Here is a 4,643-nt window from a genome sequence, read left to right as displayed (position 1 = left end):
GGTCGTAGAAAGTAAATTCCTCTGTGCGCTACCATTCTGCCCGGCACACCATTGGAATCAGGATTATCACGCTGATTGAGGTATATGTTGCAATTCAGCCGGCCTTGAAAATCAATCATACTTCGGATTGGGATGCATACATTGCTTACTTCCATTACCCGCTCCAGCGTGACAAGCACGAGGTATCCCAGTGCCATTGGGCGAGATATCGTTTCATCCCTTTCCCCCCAGTTCCCACCCAGGCACCAACCGATGGTCATCTGTGGATAATGCGGAGTATCAGCCACCAACTCGGCAACAAAGTCTTGCGGTGCTGTGTCAAGTGTAGCGGAAGAAAACTGTGGAATGACCGGTGCAAAATTGACCGGTGCACCTTCCAAAATCGTCAAGGCAATCAGCCTGCTGCTCCGCTCATAGCCAATCCCGATGATTTGTCCTTGAGTGGAAAGATTGCAATTTTCTATGATGGCTGGGTCAATGATGACCGAGCGGAGAAAATACTCCTCGTTCACGGCAGATGGCACAGTCCCGAGATATTTCACCCGCACCAGCCGTCGCCCGTATGGATATGTCGTGCTCGGCGGAGCGAAATTGCGAAAATACCACTCCGCCAGCACTCGTGCCCACGCCGGGGTCATCCACTTCCCGGAGAGCGAGTGCGTTGCCTTGCCAAGCCCTGTCTGCCCTTCTGTCACCCACTCACCCAGCACTTCAGCTTCCACACCCTCAATCCAGTCTACCGGCACAACAGAAGTTTCACCCATCGCCACATTTTGCGGTGAGACTGTGATTCCAGAAGGGGGTAGAAAATCCACGAGTTTTGAGACCAGTTTGCACTGCTCTGGCGAAGTAGCATACGGTGTAGCCAGCCGGGTTTCCGCACCGAAGGAACGGCAGATTTCCCGGAGCACCTGTGTGATACTCATCGGAGAAACCTGGAAATTGTGGTGAACGAAGGGGGTGAGCAAAAATGTAGCCCGCCAGACATCAAGAGCCAGAAAGTCCTTGCTGTCTTGACATAGCGAGACGGCGCAGGGGTATATCTGATTTTGCGTGACATCATACCACCACAGCGGGATTGACACGCCCCCCTGAGCGGGTAGAGCATATTGCGGGGAATTCTGACCGGTAGCCGGGTAAAATTCAATTCCTTCTTCCGTTTCGTTCAGCGAAATAAAACCAATCTTCCGCTGAATGATTCCCCGTTCAGAAGCGTCAAGGTATGAGCAAGCAATGGTCTTTCTGCCGATGGCATTCGGTCGTAGCCGCTGGACGATTGCCGGGTGGCTACAGGTTTCTATTTTGGGATTGCCAGGCAATGCGATTGTTCCGTGTTCTATCTGTTCCGGAAGCTCGCCGGTGGTGTCCATTATCATCCTGACTTTTTCAATATATGGTGTGCCGTTGCCGAAAACGAAATTCGCCCAGAACCAATAATTCCCTGCCCCATCTTGTTCCCGGGTTACCAGCACACCAATGTTGTGCCCGGGTAGTGAAACTGGAACACGGCTCAATCCGCTGCCCCAATTGCGAATTATCGCTGGCGCCAAGCCACCGGTGGATTTGCTGCACATCAGCAGATATGATTGCGTGCCCCCAAGCAGAATAGCCCATCCCTGGATATTATCCACTTGCTTCGCCGCCACCGCAATTGCACCGGTAGGCTGGAAGTTTGTCAAGTCCGTAATGAAAATCGGATATGTCAACACCCAGCCGTTCAGGTTCGGGTCAAAATTGATGAAGTGTGCCCGTATGTCATTATTTTCGGGGTTGACAATTACACAGCACACCGCCCCTTCGGGTAAGGCGTAAATTGCCGGAATATATTTCGTAGTATTTTGCGGGTCAAAATACCATCCCGAAGTATGCCCCTGTCCGACAGTGAAGTCATCATCAATTGACAATACCTGAAAGCCGGTATATTCCAGTCTGGCGTCTTGACTTTCTATGATGTGCCGTGTTCCGGTGTTCTGAGCGGCAAGCGTAGCTGCGAGCGAAACCGTAATTCCGGCCGCAGCGATTATCGCGAATGGTGTGGAACTGGCAGCAATTACCCCGGCGGTCGCAAGATATGCCCCGATTGCTCCGCCGGTCGCTGCCACCTGTCCGATAGTGTTGATTGCTCCCCATCCATTCCAGGGAACCCGGATTGCTGACCGCATTCCCCGATATTGACCGTTTACCACAACCAGGCAGGAATGATATTGTCCCGGTGAGGTCTGAAGCCGCATCCAGAATACCCGAACCGCAGTTGTGGAAACCGGCTGTCCATCCTTCAGCACCTCCTCAACCTTGACACGCTTTTCAGTGTCATTCCAGCGTAGCCGATACACTCTGCCACCGCAGCAGAAGAAACCGATTGAGGTGTAATTTCCGGGGTTGGGTGGCAGAAAGCAGATAGCATCACCGAGCCCGAACTTTTCCGTATCGCCCAGAACCGAGAACCACTGCCGAAAGTCCCAGTTCCAATCCAGATTTTCCAGCTGGATAGCAGGGAGATTGACCTTGTAGTCCCCTTGACAATCAAGGGCAGTCAAGGCCTGTTCGGCTACTTGTGGGGCGGGCAGAGATACCATCTCAGAGCTGAAGGATTTTTTCTCGCCGTATGAGAGGAGCCCGGTTGCGGTGAATGAAGTCAGGGCATTGTTTTCTATGACCACCGAAGCCGGTTCAACATAGCCCCAGAAAAGCAGTTTGTTTCCGATTTGGTCAGAAATTCGGACAATCGCATATCGGGATTGCGAAATTGTGCGGTTCAGCAGTATGTTTCGGAGCAAAGCCTGTGGAACTCTACCCATTCCCTTGTCCACCACTCGCAGGGATACCCGCCCGCTATCCTGCGTGGCGAAAGGTGAAGTTGAAATCACCTGTCCGTTCCAATCGGGGATGACATACTCGGTGATTTCCACCCAGTTTCCGTTGCCGTCGGTGATGTCAATCCTGTATGTATTCATCCACTCACCTGTGCTGAATGTGCCCCGAGCAGATAGATGTTCCGGGCAAGAATGGATTTTTCACGCTGAGTCATCCCATCATACACCTTGACAAGCACTCCCTCCGGTGAACCAGAGATATTGACAGTAATTCCACCCCCACCTTCCGGAACTGGTGGTAAATTCGGCGAGGCAACCCAGGTCGGAGTTCCACCCGGGGGCAATTCACCGGGGGGTGTATAGAATTCCGGTGCTGATGTCTTTCCGAAAGCCCCGGCAATCTGTGCGAGCAGTTTCAGAATTTGCGACCGCAAAATCTCGCGCACAATATCCCAGATGACCCCCTTGATTGTCCGCCCCAGTTCCTCCCAGGTGAGTTTTCCCTCCATAAAGAGCCGTTCCCAGATTGACAAAATACTGTCTGCTACTTTTTCGGTGGCATCCTGCTTCATCTTTTCTACTTTTTCATATTCTTCCGCCTCCTTCTGGTGCTCTTGCTTGATCCGCTCCTTTTTCTCTGCTTCCTCTTGCTTTTGCTCCAGTGGAGTGGCTTTGACTGGCGGAAGCGGTGGATATTCCGGCACTTTAATTTCCGGTGAAAATGCTTCCTTTATGGCTTCACCTATTCGCCGGGCATAATACTCCATCCGTTCCAGCGAGCGGTTGACATCCCCATATTCCAGCTGGAATCGCAGCTCATCCGAAAAATCCGCCAGTGCTTTGAGCGGATTCCGCAGGAATTCGGCGAGCGTAGCGAAATAATTTCTGATGCTTCCGATGAAAGTTCGGAGTGTCCGCAGAACCGCGCCGAAGGTATTGACAACCATTCGCCCCCACTCCTCAAACATCAAACTAACCAGACCCAGCGTTTCTCCGATTGCCTTCAGCCCTCTCGCAAGATACAGAAGCACTGTCAAGACCGGCTGGGCGAGGGTTTCCCGAAGTTCTGATAGTTCCGCCTTCCAGCGGGCGGTCTCCATCGCCGCCGTGTCAAGCACCTTGAGCAGTCCTGCCTTTCCCTTTTCTCCAGTATATGCCGCCGAAATTGCCTCAAGTGCTTTTTGCGCGTCAATCAGCATAGCACTCATCTCGCCTGTCGCATCGTTGACTTTTCGCAATCCTGCCACATTCAGATTGAAGACTTCGCTGAGTTCATTCCCCCGCACTCGCAATCCCTGATACAGCCGGGTAAGCAAACTGATGACCTGCCCATAGTCCGAACCGGTCTGAGCAGAAATAGACATTGCCACCGAAGCCACATTCATCGCCGTCGTCAAGTCCCCGAAAATCGGAATAAGTCGCCGCAAGCCGGTAAGGAGTTTTTCCTCCTCAATGCCGGTCGCAAAAAGCCGCCACTGGTCTACCCAATCCCTGATTTTCTGCTGATTATCCGCAAATGATATCCCGAGCCGGTCAAGGTTGAGTTCAAGCCGGCGATATGCGAGCTCTTCGCCCATCACATCTTGAAACCCCTTGACCAGTTGCTGGACCGAAACAAAAGCTCCGCCGATTGCCATCAGCTGGTTCACCAGCATTCGTCCCATCTCGGCGAAGCTGTTTTGAATTTTTCCGGTGGACTGCTGGATTTGGGTCTGGGTTTTCTCGGTCTGTTCGTTGAGTTGCCGAAAACCTTCCTGGACTTGCTCCGTTCCCTCAATTGCTACCCGCCCGTATATAGTGCCGACATTGACATCAGGCATTGTCGTGCTC

General features: G+C 52.4%; 2 protein-coding genes. Both read right to left on the bottom strand.

Annotated elements, in window-relative coordinates:
• A partial coding sequence (locus tag ABJK56_RS10185; RefSeq protein WP_347244561.1) for a hypothetical protein occupies positions 1-2,954 on the bottom strand: 2,954 nt, incomplete at its 3' end.
• Positions 2,951-4,643: hypothetical protein (locus ABJK56_RS10180; protein ID WP_347244560.1), on the bottom strand; the 1,693-nt coding region annotated here is incomplete at its 5' end. The genes ABJK56_RS10180 and ABJK56_RS10185, both read right to left, overlap by 4 nt.

This window comes from Thermogutta sp. (assembly GCF_039793925.1).
GTDB lineage: Bacteria > Planctomycetota > Planctomycetia > Pirellulales > Thermoguttaceae > Thermogutta.
This window is presented reverse-complemented; position numbering and strand designations above follow the sequence as displayed.